Annotated in this window: 16 protein-coding genes; all 16 read left to right on the top strand. The window is 71.0% G+C overall.

Going from position 1 to position 15934, the window contains the following annotated elements:
- Positions 1-66 precede the first annotated feature (66 nt).
- Positions 67-1833: a proteasome ATPase gene (gene arc / locus AC0B61_RS27840; RefSeq protein ID WP_471743737.1), complete on the top strand. Its 1767-nt coding sequence runs from the start codon at positions 67-69 to the stop codon at positions 1831-1833.
- Between the two features lie 227 nt (positions 1834-2060).
- Positions 2061-3572 (top strand): depupylase/deamidase Dop, encoded by a 1512-nt coding sequence (dop, locus tag AC0B61_RS27835; RefSeq protein WP_471743735.1) that lies wholly within the window; start codon positions 2061-2063, stop codon positions 3570-3572.
- Between the two features lie 183 nt (positions 3573-3755).
- Positions 3756-3974, top strand: coding sequence for a ubiquitin-like protein Pup (locus AC0B61_RS27830; RefSeq protein WP_329928645.1), 219 nt, complete (start codon positions 3756-3758; stop codon positions 3972-3974).
- Positions 3975-4136: 162 nt separating this feature from the next.
- Positions 4137-4982 (top strand): proteasome subunit beta, encoded by an 846-nt coding sequence (gene prcB / locus AC0B61_RS27825; RefSeq protein ID WP_471743733.1) that lies wholly within the window; start codon positions 4137-4139, stop codon positions 4980-4982.
- 31 nt (positions 4983-5013) lie between these two features.
- Entirely contained in the window at positions 5014-5769 is a 756-nt protein-coding gene (gene prcA, locus AC0B61_RS27820) for a proteasome subunit alpha (RefSeq protein WP_471743731.1), read from the top strand.
- 121 nt (positions 5770-5890) lie between these two features.
- Positions 5891-7252 (top strand): Pup--protein ligase, encoded by a 1362-nt coding sequence (gene pafA / locus AC0B61_RS27815; protein ID WP_471743729.1) that lies wholly within the window; start codon positions 5891-5893, stop codon positions 7250-7252.
- Between the two features lie 150 nt (positions 7253-7402).
- Positions 7403-8392 carry an FKBP-type peptidyl-prolyl cis-trans isomerase gene (locus AC0B61_RS27810; protein ID WP_471743727.1) on the top strand — a complete coding sequence of 330 codons (990 nt, stop codon included), beginning with the start codon at positions 7403-7405 and terminating at the stop codon, positions 8390-8392.
- Positions 8393-8610: 218 nt separating this feature from the next.
- Complete coding sequence (locus tag AC0B61_RS27805) at positions 8611-9924, top strand: FKBP-type peptidyl-prolyl cis-trans isomerase (protein ID WP_471743725.1); 1314 nt, start codon at positions 8611-8613, stop codon at positions 9922-9924.
- 133 nt (positions 9925-10057) lie between these two features.
- Complete coding sequence (locus tag AC0B61_RS27800; protein WP_471743723.1) at positions 10058-10471, top strand: FKBP-type peptidyl-prolyl cis-trans isomerase; 414 nt, start codon at positions 10058-10060, stop codon at positions 10469-10471.
- Between the two features lie 164 nt (positions 10472-10635).
- Complete coding sequence (locus AC0B61_RS27795) at positions 10636-11616, top strand: helix-turn-helix transcriptional regulator (protein WP_471743721.1); 981 nt, start codon at positions 10636-10638, stop codon at positions 11614-11616.
- Positions 11613-12569 (top strand): helix-turn-helix transcriptional regulator, encoded by a 957-nt coding sequence (locus AC0B61_RS27790; protein ID WP_471743720.1) that lies wholly within the window; start codon positions 11613-11615, stop codon positions 12567-12569. The genes AC0B61_RS27795 and AC0B61_RS27790 overlap by 4 nt, the downstream gene beginning before the upstream one ends.
- Before the next feature lie 3 nt (positions 12570-12572).
- Positions 12573-12803 (top strand): hypothetical protein, encoded by a 231-nt coding sequence (locus AC0B61_RS27785; RefSeq protein ID WP_471743718.1) that lies wholly within the window; start codon positions 12573-12575, stop codon positions 12801-12803.
- A gap of 20 nt (positions 12804-12823) precedes the next feature.
- Positions 12824-13003: a hypothetical protein gene (locus AC0B61_RS27780; protein ID WP_471743716.1), complete on the top strand. Its 180-nt coding sequence runs from the start codon at positions 12824-12826 to the stop codon at positions 13001-13003.
- Between the two features lie 217 nt (positions 13004-13220).
- Positions 13221-13532, top strand: a complete 312-nt coding sequence (tatA, locus tag AC0B61_RS27775) for a Sec-independent protein translocase subunit TatA (protein ID WP_471743714.1) — start codon at positions 13221-13223, stop codon at positions 13530-13532.
- Positions 13533-13600: 68 nt separating this feature from the next.
- Positions 13601-14542, top strand: coding sequence for a twin-arginine translocase subunit TatC (tatC, locus tag AC0B61_RS27770; protein ID WP_471743712.1), 942 nt, complete (start codon positions 13601-13603; stop codon positions 14540-14542).
- Positions 14543-14693: 151 nt separating this feature from the next.
- On the top strand, positions 14694-15854 hold the full coding sequence (locus tag AC0B61_RS27765; protein ID WP_471743710.1) for an NAD(P)/FAD-dependent oxidoreductase: 1161 nt from the start codon (positions 14694-14696) through the stop codon (positions 15852-15854).
- Positions 15855-15934: the final 80 nt, after the last annotated feature.

The raw sequence follows: 15934 nt of genomic DNA, 5'->3' as shown, positions 1-15934 counted from the left end.
GGTTTACGGACCCCTGGTCCCAGGTAGGGTCTGGAAGCGTCCAGCTCCCCGGAGGAGGTGAGGACCGTGGCAGCCCACGATGACGACTACAACCGCAGTACCGGCAGGCCCGCTCGTGGTTCCGACGAGGCCGCGCAGGTCTCGTACCTTGAGCAGGAAATCGCTGTGCTGCGCCGCAAGCTCGCCGACTCGCCGCGCAATTCGAGAATCCTCGAAGAGCGGATCGTCGAGCTCCAGACCAACCTGGCCGGCGTGACCGCCCAGAACGAACGGCTCGCCTCCACCCTGCGCGAGGCCCGCGACCAGATCGTGGCCCTCAAGGAGGAAGTGGACCGGCTGGCACAGCCTCCCGCCGGTTTCGGCACCTTCCTCGAGGCCAACGAGGACGGCACCGCCGACATCTTCACCGGCGGGCGCAAGCTCCGCGTGAACGTCAGCCCCAACGTCGCCCTCGACGAACTGCGGCGCGGCCAGGAAGTGATGCTCAACGAGGCCCTCAACATCGTGGACGCGATGGCCTTCGAGCGCATCGGCGAGATCGTCACCCTCAAGGAGATCCTGGAGGACGGCGAACGCGCCCTGGTTCTCGGCCACACCGACGAGGAGCGCGTGGTGCGTCTCGCCGAACCGCTGCGCGAGCTCACCATCCGGGCGGGGGACGCCCTGCTGCTGGAGCCCCGCTCCGGCTACGTGTACGAGGTCGTGCCGAAGTCCGAGGTCGAGGAGCTGGTCCTCGAGGAGGTCCCGGACATCGACTACCGCCAGATCGGCGGCCTCAGCAACCAGATCGAGCAGATCCGCGACGCGGTCGAGCTGCCCTACCTGCACGCCGACCTCTTCAAGGAGTACGAGCTGCGCCCGCCGAAGGGCGTCCTGCTCTACGGCCCGCCCGGCTGCGGCAAGACGCTGATCGCGAAGGCGGTCGCCAACTCGCTGGCCAAGAAGGTCGCCGAGGTCACCGGCCGGCCCCAGGGGAAGAGCTACTTCCTCAACATCAAGGGCCCCGAGCTGCTCAACAAGTACGTGGGCGAGACCGAGCGGCAGATCCGCCTGGTCTTCCAGCGCGCCCGGGAGAAGGCGAGCGAGGGCACGCCCGTCATCGTCTTCTTCGACGAGATGGAGTCGCTGTTCCGCACCCGCGGTTCCGGCGTCAGCTCGGACGTGGAGAACACCATCGTCCCGCAGCTGCTGGCCGAGATCGACGGCGTGGAGGGCCTGGAGAACGTCATCGTCATCGGCGCCTCGAACCGCGAGGACATGATCGACCCGGCGATCCTGCGGCCCGGCCGCCTGGACGTCAAGATCAAGATCGAGCGCCCGGACGCCGAGGCCGCGAAGGACATCTTCTCCAAGTACCTCAAGGACTCGCTGCCCTTCCACCCGGACGACCTCAAGGAGCACGGCAGCTCCGTCGAGGCCACGGTGGACGCGATGATCCAGGCGGTCGTGGAGCGGATGTACACCGAGACCGAGGAGAACCGCTTCCTGGAGGTCACCTACGCCAACGGTGACAAGGAGGTCCTGTACTTCAAGGACTTCAACTCCGGCGCGATGATCCAGAACATCGTCGACCGCGCGAAGAAGATGGCCATCAAGGACTTCCTCGACCACGGTCAGCGCGGCCTGCGCGTCTCCCACCTGCTCGCCGCCTGCGTGGACGAGTTCAAGGAGAACGAGGACCTCCCGAACACCACCAACCCGGACGACTGGGCCCGCATCTCCGGCAAGAAGGGCGAGCGGATCGTCTTCATCCGCACGCTGGTCACCGGCAAGCAGGGCGCCGAGTCCGGCCGCTCGATCGACACCGTCGCCAACACGGGGCAGTACCTGTAAGCACGCCGTCACCCGGGCCGCCAGCGGTCCCCGGAGCTGTACGCACACCGTCCGGCTGTGGCGCCTCGCGGCCCCGCAGCCGGACGGCGCGTCTCGGGGTACGCCGGCCGGCGCCGGGTCCTAGGCTCGACCCACCGCCGCGGGCAGACGGCCGGCGCCGGTGGAGTCCAGCGGTACGTCAGCGTGTGCCGCCCGTCGGGGGCGGCGCACCGGGCAAGGAGGGCCGCATGACCGTACGGCGCGTGATGGGCATCGAGACCGAGTACGGGATCTCCGTGCCCGGGCACCCCAACGCCAACGCCATGCTCACCTCGTCCCAGATCGTCAACGCGTACGCGGCGGCGATGCACCGGGCACGGCGGGCCCGTTGGGACTTCGAGGAGGAGAATCCGCTGCGCGACGCCCGGGGCTTCGACCTCGCGCGGGAGGTCGCGGACGCCAGCCAGCTGACCGACGAGGACATCGGCCTCGCGAACGTCATCCTCACCAACGGGGCCCGGTTCTACGTGGACCACGCGCACCCCGAGTACAGCTCGCCCGAGGTGACCAACCCGCGCGACGCCGTGCTGTGGGACAAGGCCGGCGAGCGGATCATGGCGGCGGCGGCGCAACGCGCGCTGGAACTGCCCAACGGGCAGACCATCCACCTCTACAAGAACAACACCGACAACAAGGGCGCCTCCTACGGCACCCACGAGAACTACCTGATGAAGCGGGCGACACCGTTCGCCGACATCGTCCGCCACCTCACCCCGTTCTTCGTCTCCCGCCAGGTGGTCACCGGCGCGGGCCGGGTCGGCATCGGCCAGGACGGCTCGGCGCACGGCTTCCAGATCAGCCAGCGGGCGGACTACTTCGAGGTCGAGGTCGGCCTGGAGACCACGCTCAAGCGGCCGATCATCAACACCCGGGACGAGCCGCACGCCGACGCCGAGAAGTACCGCCGGCTGCACGTGATCATCGGGGACGCCAACCTCTCCGAGATCTCCACCTACCTCAAGCTGGGCACCACCTCGCTGGTCCTGTCGATGATCGAGGACGCCTTCATCGCCTCCGACCTCGCCGTCGACCAGCCGGTGCGCACCCTCCACCGGGTCTCCCACGACCCGACGCTCAAGCACCTGATCACCCTGCGCAACGGGCGCAAGCTCACCGCCGTCCAGCTGCAGCTCGAGTACTTCGAGCTGGCCCACAAGTACGTCGAGGACCGCTTCGGCACCGACGCGGACGAGCAGACCGTGGACGTGCTGGCCCGCTGGGAGGACGTCCTGGGCCGGCTCGAGCGCGACCCGATGTCGCTGTCGAAGCAGCTGGACTGGATCGCCAAGCGGGAGATCCTGGAGGGGTACCGCAGCCGGGACGCCCTGGAGTGGGAGAACCCTCGGCTGCACCTGGTCGACCTCCAGTACAGCGACGTACGGCCCGAGAAGGGCCTCTACAACCGCCTGGTGGCCCGCGGACGGTTCGAGCGGCTGCTGACCGAGGAGGAGGTCGAGCGCGCCGTCTCCAAGCCCCCGGACGACACCCGGGCGTACTTCCGCGGGCGCTGCCTGGAGCAGTACGCGGAGCACGTCGCGGCGGCCTCCTGGGACTCGGTCATCTTCGACCTGCCGGGCCGGGACTCGTTGCAGCGGGTGCCCACGCTGGAGCCGCTGCGCGGCACCCGCAACCACGTCAAGGAGCTGCTGGACCGCTGCCGCACGGCGGAGGACCTGCTCCGGGTGCTGTCCGGCGGGTAACTTTTCGATCACCACGGGTGAACGTCCGCCGAATGGGAATCATCCGGGGTGGCAGCGGGTGTTGGACAGGAAGCGCCACCGGCAAACCGGGAGCGGCAGTCGCACCTTGTGTATAGGGTCGGTGCAGCGAGCAGTGACCCGACCGACCAAACCGTGCCAGACGATTCGAGCGGGGTGAGGGAAATGGCGAGCAAGGACACCGGCGGCGGCCAGCAGCGGGCAAACCGCTCCTCCGAGGAGGTCGAGGAGCAGGTTGCGGAAACGCAGAATTCCGACGACCTCAAGGAACGCCAGGAAAAGCTGGACGACGACGTCGACGCGGTGCTGGACGAAATCGACGAAGTCCTCGAGTCCAACGCGGAGGATTTCGTGCGCGGCTTCGTGCAAAAGGGCGGCCAATAACCTGTCCCCGGTCATCGGGAATTTCACGGTCGCGACCGTCGAGGGCGGTCGGGCGGCGCTCGCCGCCCGACCGCCCGGCACCTTCCCTCCCCCCGTGGACAGTGATCGTCGGGCGGGTAGGGTGCGGGCAGCGCGCGCTTCAAGCTACCTGGAAGGATTCGTGTGGAAGCCAACACTCGCGGCACCGGGCGTCTACCGGCTGCCTTCCTGACCCCGGGGTCGTCCTCGTTCCTCGACTTCCTCGCCGAGCACCGGCCGGAGCTGGTCCCGGGCCACCGCGGCGGGCTCCCCGAGGGCTCCGTCGTCGAGGCCCCGCACGGGACCACGATCGTGGCCGCGATCTTCGACGGCGGCGTGGTGATCGCGGGTGACCGCCGGGCGACGATGGGCAACGTGATCGCCCAGCGCGACATCGAGAAGGTCTTCCCGGCCGACGAGTACAGCGCGGTCGGCATCGCCGGCACCGCGGGCCTGGCGGTCGAGATGGTCCGGCTGTTCCAACTGGAGCTGGAGCACTACGAGAAGATCGAGGGCGCCACGCTCTCCCTGGAGGGCAAGGCGAACCGCCTCACCAGCATGATCCGGGGCAACCTGGGCATGGCGATGCAGGGCCTCGCGGTGGTGCCGCTGTTCGCCGGCTACGACCTCAACCTCGGCCGCGGCCGGATCTTCAACTACGACGTCACCGGCGGGCGTTCCGAGGAGCGCGGCTTCGCCGCCACCGGCTCGGGGTCGGTCTTCGCCCGGGGCTCGATGAAGAAGCTCTACCGCGAGGACCTGACGGCCGAACAGGCCGTGACCGTGGTCGTCCAGGCCCTCTACGACGCGGCCGACGACGACTCCGCCACCGGCGGTCCGGACCTCGCCCGCAAGATCTTCCCGATCGTCTCGCTGATCACCGAGGACGGCTTCCGCCGGCTCACCGACGCGGAGGTCGGGCGGACCGTGGTCGCCATCACCGACGAGCGCCTGACCCACCCCAACGGCCCGCAGGCCCCGCTGATCTAGCCGTCACCTCACAGGAAAGGGACGACCGCCGGTGTCGACACCGTTCTACGTCTCACCCCAGCAGGCCATGGCGGACCGCGCGGAGTACGCCCGCAAGGGCATCGCGCGCGGTCGCAGCGTGGTCGTGCTCACCTACGCCGACGGCATCGTCTTCGTCGCCGAGAACACCTCCAGGGCGCTCCACAAGGTCTCCGAGATCTACGACAAGATCGCCTTCGCGGCGGTCGGGCGCTACAACGAGTTCGAGAACCTGCGCATCGGCGGCGTCCGCTACGCCGACCTGCGCGGCTACTCCTACGACCGCGCCGACGTCACCGCCCGCGGCCTGGCCAACGTCTACGCCCAGACCCTGGGCACCATCTTCTCCTCGGTCGGCGAGAAGCCGTACGAGGTCGAGCTGATCGTGGCCGAGGTCGGCCGCACCAGCGACAACGACCAGATCTACCGGCTCACGCCGGACGGCTCGGTCGTCGACGAGAAGAACTACGTGGTGGTCGGCGGCAACGCCGACTCGATCGGCAACTACCTGGGCCAGCGCCACCGCGTGGGCATGAGCCTGACCGAGGCGGTGACGGTCGCGGTGGACTCGCTCGCCCGCGACCCCAACGGGGGCAGCCCGCGCAGCCTCACCCCGGAGCAGCTGGAGGTCGCGGTCCTCGACCGCCAGCGGTTCCAGCAGCGCAAGTTCAAACGGATCCTGGGCAACCAGCTCGGCCGGCTGCTCGACGGGGACCAGTCCGCCGAGTCGGACGACGACGAGAACCCGGCGGACACCGCGCCGGAGTAGCAGTGCCTACGGAGTCCCGTACGGCGGCCGGACCGCCGTCGTACGGGACTCCGGTGCCCCTGCGGCGGCCCAGTCGTCGTGGAGGCGGTTTCGGACAGCTCCGACAGAGAATGGAGTGCTCATGGACCGCCGGATTTTCGGGCTGGAGAACGAGTACGGCGTGACCTGCACGTTCCGCGGGCAGCGGCGGCTGTCGCCGGACGAGGTCGCGCGGTACCTGTTCCGCCGGGTCGTCTCCTGGGGCCGCAGCAGCAACGTGTTCCTGCGCAACGGCGCCCGGCTCTACCTCGACGTCGGCTCCCACCCCGAGTACGCCACCCCCGAGTGCGACGACGTGACCGAGCTGGTGACGCACGACAAGGGCGGCGAGCGCATCCTCGAAGGGCTGCTGGTGGACGCCGAGCGGCGCCTCCACGAGGAGGGCATCGCGGGGGACGTCTACCTCTTCAAGAACAACACCGACTCGGCCGGCAACTCCTACGGCTGCCACGAGAACTACCTGGTGGCCCGGCACGGCGAGTTCTCCCGGCTGGCCGACGTGCTGATCCCGTTCCTGGTGACCCGGCAGCTGATCTGCGGGGCGGGCAAGGTGTTGCAGACCCCGCGCGGTGCGGTGTACTGCGTCAGCCAGCGGGCCGAGCACATCTGGGAAGGCGTCAGCTCCGCCACCACCCGCTCGCGGCCGATCATCAACACCCGGGACGAGCCGCACGCGGACGCCGAGCGCTTCCGCCGGCTGCACGTGATCGTCGGCGACTCCAACATGTCCGAGACCACCACGCTGCTCAAGGTCGGTGCCACCGACCTGGTGCTGCGGCTGATCGAGGCCGGCGTGGTGATGCGCGACCTCACCCTGGAGAACCCGATCCGGGCGATCCGCGAGGTCAGCCACGACCTCACCGGCACCCACCAGGTGCGGCTCGCCAACGGCCGGGAGGCCAGCGCGCTGGACATCCAGGAGGAGTACTACACCAAGGCCCTGGAGTTCGCCGACCGCAAGGGCATCAACACCGGCACCATCGCCCGCGTCCTCGACCTGTGGGGCCGCACCCTGGAGGCCGTCCGCACCGAGCGGCTGGACGGCGTGGCCACCGAGATCGACTGGATCATGAAGTACAAGCTCATCGAGCGCTACCGCGAGAAGCACCAGATGAGCATGTCCAACCCGCGGGTGGCCCAGATCGACCTCGCGTACCACGACATCCACCGCCGCCGCGGCCTGTTCTACCTGCTCCAGGGCAAGGGGCAGGCGAAGCGGGTGACCACCGACCTCAAGACCTTCGAGGCCAAGTCGATCCCGCCGCAGACCACCCGGGCCCGGCTGCGCGGGGACTTCATCCGGCGGGCGCAGGAGCAGCGCCGGGACTTCACGGTGGACTGGGTGCACCTGAAGCTGAACGACCAGGCGCAGCGCACGGTGCTGTGCAAGGACCCGTTCCGGTCGGTCGACGAGCGGGTGGAGAAACTCATCGCGGGGATGTAGCGCGCGAGCACGGTGATCGGGCGGGCGGTCGAGGCGCCATGATCACGACGGCGGTCCGGCCCCGGTGGTGCCTACCGGGGCCGGACGCGTGCCGGGCATACGCTGTCCGTCGAGTCAGAGAGCCGACTTCGACCGACAGTTAGGACCACCGTGCGCCGCACCGCCGGTTTGCTTCTCACCCTGCCGCTGCTGCTGACGGTCGCCTGCGGCAGTTCCCCCAAGGCGGCCGGTCCGGCGACGCCGTCCGCGGCGAGCGCCGCCCCGACCGTGCCCGCGCCGGTCGGCGAGGCGTCGCCGATGCCCGTGCTCTCGGACGGCGGGTTCGGCAGCAAGGCCACCATCACCATCCCCGAGGGCCAGCAGCCCAGCGGCCAGTTCGTGGTGAACACGGTCAGTGAGGGCGAGCGCTCGACCGTCAACAAGGGCGACTGGGTGACGGTCAACTACTCCGCGAAGGACTGGACCACCGGCAAGGACCTGCCCAGCTCCTACGACGCCAACGGCAAGCCGCAGCTCTACCAGGCGGGCAGCGGGCAGCTGGTGCCGGCGCTGGACCAGAGCGTGATCGGCAAGAAGGTGGGCACCCGGCTGCTGGTGGTGGCCCCGCCGGCGGCGGCCTTCGGCGAGCAGGGCTCCGGCCAGCTGGGCGTCAACAAGAACGACACCGTGGTCTTCGTGCTGGACATCGTGGAGAGCCTGCCGCAGGACTCCACGCTCACCGGGACCATGACCCAGCCGCCCGCCGCGCTGCCGCAGGTCAAGGACAACGGCAAGGCGCCGGTGACGATCACCGTCCCGGCCGGGCAGACCCCGCCCGGCGACCTGCAGCAGGCGGTCCTGGTCAAGGGCGAGGGCAAGCAGGTCAAGAGCGGGCAGACACTGGTGGTGCAGTACACCGGGGTGCTGTGGAGCAACGGCCAGCAGTTCGACGCCTCCTGGACGCACGGGGGCGCGCAGGCGGTGCAGATCGGCACCGGCAGTGTGATCGAGGGCTGGGACAAGGGCCTGGTCGGGCAGAACGTCGGCAGCCGGGTCCTGCTCGTGGTGCCGCCCGCGCTCGGGTACCAGGACAAGGCGCAGGGCGCCGTCCCGGCGAACTCCACGCTGGTCTTCGTGATCGACATCCTGGAAGCGGTCTAGGGCCGGGGCCCTAGGAAGTCACCCCGGGGATTCCGTACGCTTGGGCGGACGCTCGTACAAACGAAGCGTCCGCCCTCATCCTGAGCTGTCATACTGCCCTCGCGCTGTGGCAGGCGCCGCCCGGCGCCAAGGTCCGGGGCGGGCGGTGCGACGGCAGGCCGGCGCGCAGCACGCCGGGCGCAGACCTGAAAGACCTGTGGCGAGATGGATGGGGAGTCATGACTGAGAAGACGCCGAGCCCGGGCGGGGCCGGCACCGCGGCGAACGACAGCTCTGCGGGTGACCCGGCCGCCTCCCGTCCCGGCGGCCCGCTTCCGGGGGACGGCGAGTCGATCGTCGTTCCGCCGTCGATCCTGAAGCAGCAGGCCGGCTGGGCCCAGCCCGGTGAGGCGCCGCGTGCCGCGGGCGGGACGAAGACCGATGACACCCCGCAGATCTTCGCCTCCAGCGTGCGCAAGAGCGACACCTCCGAGGCCGGGTACGACGAGAACCCGCCGGGAGTCGGCCGGCTCGGGGTGATCCTCGGCACGGTGCTGGCCGTGCTGCTGGCCGGCAGCGCCGTGACGCTGTACCTGGTGAACAAGGACGGCTCCAAGGACACCACCGCGGCCAAGCCGGACGCGGCCAAGTCCGCGCCGCCCACGCCGAGCGCCGAACCGGTGCCGCCGATCAAGGACAGCGCCAAGGTGCTGCCGACCGTCACCGGCGACTTCGGCAAGAAGGCCGACATCCAGGTGCCGGGCGAGGCCTCGGACGGCTCCTTCGTGGTCAAGGTGCTCACCGAGGGCACCGGCGCCAAGGTCGACAAGAACTCCTGGACCTCGGTGGACTACACCGCCAAGGACTGGAACACCGGCAAGGACATCCCCAGCTCGTACGACGCCAACGGCAAGCCGCAGATCTTCCAGGCCGGCACGGACTCGCTGATCCCCGCGCTGGACCAGGCCGTGGTCGGCAAGAAGGCCGGCAGCCGGGTGCTCGTGGTGGCCCCGCCGGCCGCCGCGTTCGGCTCCCAGGGCAAGGCCGACATGTCGATCGGGCCCAAGGACGACCTGATCTTCGTGATCGACATCCGCAACGCCAACGCGCCGGACTCGGTGGTCAGCGGCACGGTCACGCCGCCGCCGGCGGACTTCCCGCAGGTCAAGGACAACGGCAAGAAGCCCGCCGAGATCACCCCGGTGGCCGGCGCCAAGGACCCGACCGAGCTGAAGTCGCACGTCCTGATCAAGGGCAACGGGCCGAAGGTGGAGAAGGGCGAGAAGATCGTCGTCCAGTACACCGGCGCGCTGTTCAAGGACGGCAAGGTGTTCGACTCCTCGCTCAGCAAGGGCCAGGCGCTCTCCTTCCCCCTCGGCGGCGGCCAGGTCATCCCCGGCTGGGACCAGGGCCTGGAGGGCCAGACCGTGGGCAGCCGGGTCGAGCTGGTGATCCCGGCCGCGCTGGGCTACGCCGACAAGGGCCAGGGCGACATCCCGCCCGGCGCGACGCTGGTGTTCGTGGTCGACATCCTGGACGCCGGTCAGGGCTGATCCACTTTCGGGTGACAATGGACGACGTGTGACCTTCGGGTCCGGCCGCGTGGCCGGACCCGTACGGGCGGCGGACGCCCCTACGGTGGTCCGGGAACGGACCGGCGTGCGGGCGCCCGCCGCTTGGTCGTGAATGCCAAAGCGAAACGTGAGAAGAGGGACTGTGAGCGTCAACCTCAACGAGAAGCCCGAGATCGACTTCCCGATCGGCGACGCCCCGGCGGAGCTGCAGATCCGCGACATCGTCGTGGGCGACGGCGCGGAGGCCAAGAAGGGCCAGAACGTCAGCGTCCGCTACGTCGGCGTGACCTTCGAGACCGGCGAGGAGTTCGACGCGAGCTGGAACCGGAGCCCGAACGAGTTCCGCTTCCCGCTGGGTGGCGGCCGCGTCATCAAGGGCTGGGACCAGGGCGTCGTCGGCATGAAGGTCGGCGGCCGCCGCGAGCTGACCATCCCGTCGCACCTGGCGTACGGCGCCCAGTCGCCCACGCCGCTCATCCCGCCGCACTCGACCCTGATCTTCGTGGTCGACCTGCTGGCCGTCTGAGCCCGTCCTGACCGTGGGCCGGACCCCTGCGGGGGCCCGGCCCACGGGCGTTCGCGGACGCGGCTTTTGCAGTGCGTACCGCTACCGGTACGGTCGGTCCCGCCGGGTGGTGATCGCCCGGTTGGCGCACCCGCGCGCGGCGCGGCACACCGGAAGGGTCAGCGATGGCGATCGCCAAGGCAGAGCGGCTGATGAATCTCGCCCTGTGCCTGATGAACACCAGACGTCCGCTCTCCAAGAAGGAGCTGCGGGAATCCATCGAGGCGTACCGCGAAGCCTGGCAGAGCAGCAGCGAGGACGCCTTCAACCGGATGTTCGAGCGGGACAAGGACGACCTGCGCGAGCTCGGCCTGGTGATCGACGTCGACGAGAACACCCTGGACGGCGAACTCGGCTACCTGGCCCGAGCCGACCGCAACCGGCTGCCCGAGATCGCGCTGGACGCCGAGGAGGCGGCCGCGCTGACCCTGGCGGCCCGGGTCTGGCAGCAGGCCAAGATGTCCGGCGCGGCCAGCGGCGCGCTGCAGAAGCTGCGCGCCGCCGGAGTGCCCTTCGTCGAGACCGAGGGCCGGACCGCCCTGGAGCCGCGCATCCCCGCCCGGGAGGCCGCGTTCGAGCCGCTGCTCACCGCCGCCCGGGACCGCCGCCCCGTCACCTTCGAGTACCGCAAGGCCGGTGCCGCCGCCGTCGAGCAGCGCAGCGTCGAGCCGTGGGCGCTGGAGTGCTGGCGCGGGCACTGGTACCTGGCCGGGTACGACCGGGACCGCGGCGACGCCCGGGTGTTCCGGCTCAGCCGGATCACCGGCAAGGTGCGGGCGAAGAACGGGGCCTTCCTCGGCACCGTGCCCCAGCACGTGGACGTGCGGGCCACCGTGGCGAAGTTCGCGGGGGAGGGCGCCACCGCCACCGCGACCGTCCGGGTCCGGCGCGGCGCCGGCTTCCCGCTGCGCACCAAGGCGCTGGCCGGCACCCCGGTGGACGAGGCCTGGGACGAGCTGGAGATCCCGTACGGCAACGGACTGGGCGCCGACCTCGCCGAGTTCGGGCCGGACGTGCTGGTGCTCGGGCCGGAGGAGCTGCGGGCGGATGTGGTCGACCGGCTGCGGGCGGTCGCGGGGCTGGACTCGGAGGACGTTCGGGCATGAGCAATGCAATCGACCAGACGCGACGGATGCTGTCGCTGGTCACCTACCTGCGCGAGCGGCCCGGGGCCGAGGTCGCCGAAGTCGCCCGGGCCTTCGGGATCAGCGAGCGCGAACTGATCGCGGACCTCAACGTGCTGCCGATGTGCGGCACCAGCTTCCGCGGCGGCGACCTGCTCGACATCGACACCGACGGCGAGCGGATCTGGTGGCACAACGTCGACGACGTGGCCCAGCCGCTGCGGCTGGCCGCCGACGAGGCGACCGCGCTGCTGGTGGCCGCCCGCGCGGTGGCCGGGCTGCCCGGGCTGCGGGCCGGGGACCGGGAGGCGCTCACCCGGGCGGTCGCCAAGATCGAGAACGCGGCGGGGGAGAGCGCCGAGGGCAGCGCCCGGGTCGGCGTGACCTTCGAGGCCGAGAGCCACGTCTTCGCCGACATCGACCGTGCGCTCAGCGAGGGCCGCCGGCTCTGGCTGCGCTACTACTCGCACGGACGCGGAGGGATGACCGAGCGCGAGGTCGACCCGATCCGGCTGCTCACCGAGGGCCACACGTACCTCGAAGCCTGGTGCCGCACCTCCGAGGACCACCGGATGTTCCGGCTGGACCGGGTCGCCGAGATCCGCGTCCTGGACGTCCCGGCCGACCCGCCCCGGCGCGAGCCGCGCGACCTGAGCGGCGGGCTGGTCAACCCGGCGGCGGACGACCCCGAGGTGGTCGTCGAGGTCTCCTCCGGCGGCCGCTGGGTGGCCGAGTACTACACCCACGACCGGGCCGAGGAACTGCCCGACGGCGGACTGCGGATCACCCTGCGCAGCGCCGACCCCTCCCAGCTGCGCCCCCTGGCGCTGCGGCTGGGCCGGGACGGCCGGATCGTCTCGCCGCCCGAACTCGCCGAGCAGGCGCGCGCGGCCGCGCGGCAGGCGCTGGCCGGCTACGGGGAGGGGCAGGACTGAGCAGTGGAACCCGGGACCAGATTCAAGGTGTACTGCTCGCAGTGCCGGGAGAAGGTGGAACTCCCGGCCGAGGAGTTCCGGCTGACCCTCGGCCGCACCCCGGCCCACGCGCACTACAGCTTCTGCTGCCCCCGGTGCGGGGCGGCGGTGCGCAAGCAGGCCGGGGAGAAGATCATCGAGGCGCTCACCGGGGCCGGGGTCCGCACCATGCGGCTCGTCCCGGCCGAGGGGTAGCGCCCGGGTAGGGTGGGCCCATGTCCTGGATGCTCGTCGTCGCCGTCCTGCTCGCCACCGCGGGCCTGCTGGTCCTCGGGGTGCTCGCGATCCGGCTCTGGCTGGACGTGCGGGCGCTCGCCAAGGGCGTGGACACCGCCTCGCGGGCGCTGGCCGCGGCGGCCGAGGAGCTGGCGGGCGCGGTGCCGAGCCGGGGCTGAACCGGGGCTTGACCGGGCCCGCGCGGCACGGCGGGGTCGTCGACGGTACGGGGACTGCTGCGCCGGGGTGAGGGCGGGTTACGCTCTCAGTCGGCTCCTGAACCGTGTACGGGGGGCCGCTGTCCTGTTCGGGCGGTCGTCGTCGTGGCGTCATCCGCAGCGGTTACCATCCGCAGCGGACGGCCCGTCGGGCCGCCATGACTGAAGGTGGTCGCGCATGCGCATCTCGATGACCGCGATCGTGGTGATCGTGGTTCTTGCCGTCGTGCTGTTCGGAGCCAAGCGGCTGCCGGACCTGGCGCGCTCGCTGGGACAGTCGCTGCGGATCCTGAAGAGCGAGGCCAAGGCCATGCGTTCGGACGGCGAGCCCGAGGAGCGGCCCGCACCGCCGGCCCCGGCCCACGTGGACGGCGCCGTGCCGCCCGTGGACCGGACCGTCCAGGCCGCTCCGGGCGCCTCCGCCACGGCCCGTCCGGTGGCCGGCCCCGCCGCCGGGCCGTCCGTGCCCGACGGCGAACGCCCGCGCTGAGCCGTGGCGCACGCGATCATGGAGGCCCGTCGACCGGCGGGCCTCGACGCACGAGTTGAGGACCGGGGTTGAGCAAGCTCTCCAAGGCGCCGAAGGCGTCAAAGGATCCTGAGGGGCGGATGGCCCTCGCCGACCACCTGCGGGAACTGCGCAACCGCGTGGTCAAGTCGGTCCTGGCGATCGTGCTCTTCACGATCGTCGCCGGGATCTACCACAAGCAGCTGGAGACGTTCCTCCTCCAGCCGCTGCCGCAGTGCGACAAGGCCAACGCGGGGGAGTTCCACGGGCGTTGCGCCCAGGTGTCCAACATCGGCCTCACCGCGGGCTTCAACTGGATGCTGAAGGTCGCCCTGACGGCGGGCGTGGTCGCGGCCGTCCCGGTCTGGCTGTACCAGGTGTGGGCCTTCGTGGCGCCCGGTCTGCACCGGCACGAGAAGAAGTACACCGTCATCTTCATGGTCTGCGGCGCACCGCTGTTCCTGGCGGGCGTGGCCTGCGCCTTCCTGGTGATGCCGACCACCGTCGCGGTGCTGATCTCGTTCACGCCGGACACGACCACGCCGATCCTGCCGCCCGAGGACTACTTCGACATCGCCACCCGGATGGTGCTGGTCTTCGGGTTCGCCTTCGAGTTCCCGCTGCTGCTGGTGATGCTCAACATGGTCGGCATCGTGAGCGGCAAGCGGCTGCTCGGCTGGTGGCGCGGCATGGTCATGGGCATCACGGTGTTCGCGGCCTTCGCCACCCCGAGCGCGGACCCGATCAGCATGCTGATCCTGGCCGCGCCGATCTGGGCGCTGTACTTCGCCGCGGTGATCATCGCGATCGCCTTCGACAAGCGCAAGGCGCGCCGCAACCCGGACGCCCAGCTGGGCGACGAGGAGGCCTCGCACCTGGACCTCAGCGTGCAGGCGGTGGCCGGGGCGGAGACCGTCCGGGCCTCGGCGGCTCCGACGGCAGGTCCCCCGGTGCCGGCCGCCCGCCACGAGCAGATGGACGACATCACCTGAGCCGGCGGGCCCTGAGGAGGCCCCGGCCCGTCGCTTTCGAGCAGCGGGCCGGGGCTTTCCGCTGGTCGGGGCTTTTTCGCCGGGCTGGGGCCTTTTCGCGGTTCTGTCGGGTGGTCTTGGCAGGGCGGATGGCATGTGACATATTACTGACGTGCTGAAGACCAAGAGACCTCCCCTGGACGTCGTCGTGGTCGGCGCCGGTGTGGTCGGCGCCGCCTGCGCCTACTACGCCGCCCGCGCCGGGCTCGCCGTCGCCGTGGTGGACCGCGGGCCGGTGGCCGGCGGCACCACCGGCGCGGGCGAAGGCAACCTGCTGGTCTCCGACAAGGAGCCCGGGCCCGAGCTCGACCTCGCCCTGCTCGGCATCCGGCTCTGGCGCGAACTCGCCGACGACCTCGGCGCGGCCGTCGAGTTCGAGCCCAAGGGCGGCGTGGTGGTCGCCTCCACCGCAGCCGGGCAGGACGCGCTGCGAACCTTCGCCGCCGGGCAGCGCGCCGCCGGAGTGACCGCCGAGGAAGTGCCCGGCGAACGGCTCCAGGAGCTGGAACCGCACCTCGCCCGTGGCCTGGCCGGCGGCTTCCACTATCCGCAGGACGCCCAGCTCCAGCCCGCCCTCGCCGCCGCCCACCTGCTCCGCGCGGCCCGCCGGATGGGCGCCGAGCTGATCACCGGGGAGACCGTGACCGCCGTCGACCGGGGGCCGGACGGCGCCGTGCGCGGCGTACGGACCGACCGCCGCCGACTCGCCGCGCCCGCCGTGGTGAACGCGGCCGGCACCTGGGGCGGCGAACTGGCCGCGCTCGCCGGAGTGCACCTGCCGGTGATGCCCCGGCGAGGATTCGTCCTGGTCACCGAACCGCTGCCGCGCGTCGTCCGGCACAAGGTCTACGCCGCCGACTACGTGGCCAACGTCGCCAGCGGGTCCGCCGGACTCGAGACCTCCGCCGTGATCGAGGGAACGCCGGGCGGGCCGGTGCTGATCGGCGCCAGCCGGGAGCGGGTCGGCTTCGACCGCACCCTCTCCCAGGAGGTGCTGCGCCGCCTCGCCGGCCAGGCCGCCGAACTCTTCCCGCTGCTCGCCGACGTCACCGTCATGCGCGTCTACCGGGGCTTCCGCCCGTACCTGCCGGACCACCTGCCGGCCATCGGCGCGGACCCGCGGGTGCCCGGGCTCTACCACGCCTGCGGGCACGAGGGGGCCGGCATCGGGCTCGCTCCGGCGACCGGGCTCCTGATCAGCGAGCAGCTCGCCGGGAAGCAGCCGGAGCAGGACCTCGGGCCGTTCCGCCCGGACCGGTTCCCGGCGGTGTGAGGCTCGGCTCGCAGGAGAGTCGGCCCTGTTGCCTGTTGCCTGTTGCCTGTTGCCCGTACGTAGCCCGTAGCCCGTGGAGA

Source organism: Kitasatospora sp. NPDC023385, assembly GCF_055664045.1.
This window is presented reverse-complemented; position numbering and strand designations above follow the sequence as displayed.

Bases quoted from the DNA above. Each gene is read 5' to 3' on its own strand.
- dop (WP_471743735.1), top strand. From the start codon at position 2,061: ATGACCGTACGGCGCGTGATGGGCATCGAGACCGAGTACGGGATCTCC.
- AC0B61_RS27830 (WP_329928645.1), top strand. From the start codon at position 3,756: ATGGCGAGCAAGGACACCGGCGGCGGCCAGCAGCGGGCAAACCGCTCC.
- pafA (WP_471743729.1), top strand. From the start codon at position 5,891: ATGGACCGCCGGATTTTCGGGCTGGAGAACGAGTACGGCGTGACCTGC.
- AC0B61_RS27805 (WP_471743725.1), top strand. From the start codon at position 8,611: ATGACTGAGAAGACGCCGAGCCCGGGCGGGGCCGGCACCGCGGCGAAC.
- AC0B61_RS27800 (WP_471743723.1), top strand. From the start codon at position 10,058: ATGCCAAAGCGAAACGTGAGAAGAGGGACTGTGAGCGTCAACCTCAAC.
- AC0B61_RS27795 (WP_471743721.1), top strand. From the start codon at position 10,636: ATGGCGATCGCCAAGGCAGAGCGGCTGATGAATCTCGCCCTGTGCCTG.
- AC0B61_RS27790 (WP_471743720.1), top strand. From the start codon at position 11,613: ATGAGCAATGCAATCGACCAGACGCGACGGATGCTGTCGCTGGTCACC.
- AC0B61_RS27780 (WP_471743716.1), top strand. From the start codon at position 12,824: ATGTCCTGGATGCTCGTCGTCGCCGTCCTGCTCGCCACCGCGGGCCTG.
- tatA (WP_471743714.1), top strand. From the start codon at position 13,221: ATGCGCATCTCGATGACCGCGATCGTGGTGATCGTGGTTCTTGCCGTC.